This is a genomic window from Nocardiopsis synnemataformans (assembly GCF_965343085.1).
Classification (GTDB): Bacteria; Actinomycetota; Actinomycetes; order Streptosporangiales; family Streptosporangiaceae; genus Nocardiopsis; species Nocardiopsis alborubida.
This window is the reverse complement of sequence record NZ_CBDRFA010000172.1, coordinates 1-1,246: the sequence shown is the minus strand read 5'-3', so window position 1 is coordinate 1,246 and position 1,246 is coordinate 1. Positions and strand designations below refer to the sequence as shown.

The window sequence follows — 1,246 nt, the reverse complement described above, 5'->3', positions numbered from 1 at the left end:
CCCGGTGCGCTTCTCCAGCGCGGTGGGGTCTCTTCTGGAGTCGGGGCACTCCCTGTTCGTGGAGGCCAGTGCTCATCCGGTGCTGACCATCGGTGTTCAGGAGGCCGTCGACGAGGCGGAGGCCGCTTCGGCTGTGGTGGTGCCGTCCTTGCGCCGTGATGAGGGCGGGGCCGGTCGTTTCCTGTCCTCGTTGGGTGCGGCTCATGTGGGTGGCGCGGCCGTGGATTGGGAGGCGGTCTTCACCGGTCTGGCCGGGAGCGGCCGTGCTCCCCGCCGGGTGGACCTGCCCACCTACGCCTTCCAACACCAGCACTACTGGGCGCAGCCTGTCGCGTCCACTGAGGCACCGGCCAGTGAAGCGGTCCTGGTGGATTCCGCCCTGTGGGAGGCACTCGAAAGTGAGGACGTTGACGTCCTCGCCGCGACACTGGGTGTTGACGGACGACAGGAGTTCTCGCTCAGCACGCTCCTTCCGGCCTTGTCCGCTTGGCGGCAGCGTCACCGAGAGCACTCCGAGGTTCTGGACTGGCGTTACGACGTCACCTGGAAACGCTGCCCTGACCCGGGACCGGCACGTCTGGACGGGACCTGGCTCGTCCTCACCAGTCGGACGGTGGGCGAGAAGGAGGCCGTGGCGATCACCGACGCCCTTGGCCGGGCCGGTGCGAGCACGTTGCCCGTCGCCCTGACCCTGGAGCAGGCCACTGATCCCGTGGCCCTGGCCGAGTGCCTCAAGACCGCTGTGTCCGGAGCAGCCGGTGCGTCTGAGCGGCGGGGTACACCTGCGATCACCGGGATCGTCTCCCTCCTCGGGCTGGACGAGGAGGCGTGTTCGGAGCACCCGGTGTTGCGGTTGGGGTCGGCTGCGACGGTGAATCTGCTCAAGGCCCTGCCTGAGGCGGGTGTCGAAGCTCCGGTGTGGGCGGTGACGCGGGGCGCGGTGTCTGTCAGCGGCTCCGAACGGTTGGAGAACCCGGTTCAGGCGCTGGTGTGGGGGCTCGGACGGTGTGCGGCTCTGGAACACCCCGATCGGTGGGGTGGTCTGGTGGACCTTCCCACCCACATGGACAACCGGACGCTGGACCGGCTGTGCGCGGTCGTGGCCGGTTTCGACGGTGAGGACCAGGTGGCGTTGCGGGCCTCCGGCGTGCACGTCCGCCGACTCGTGCGATCCACCCGGAGTGACGCCGCTCCGCCGACGTGGCGCTTCCGGGACACGGTGCTGGTCACCGGTGGCTCTGGTGAT

At 69.3% G+C, this 1,246-nt stretch carries 1 protein-coding gene; it reads left to right on the top strand.

Translation table 11 applies throughout. The annotated features are described in order from the left end of the window. Positions 1-1,246, top strand: a 1,246-nt coding sequence (locus ACSIH6_RS39300; protein ID WP_435113966.1) for a SpnB-like Rossmann fold domain-containing protein, incomplete at both ends; no start/stop codon positions are given.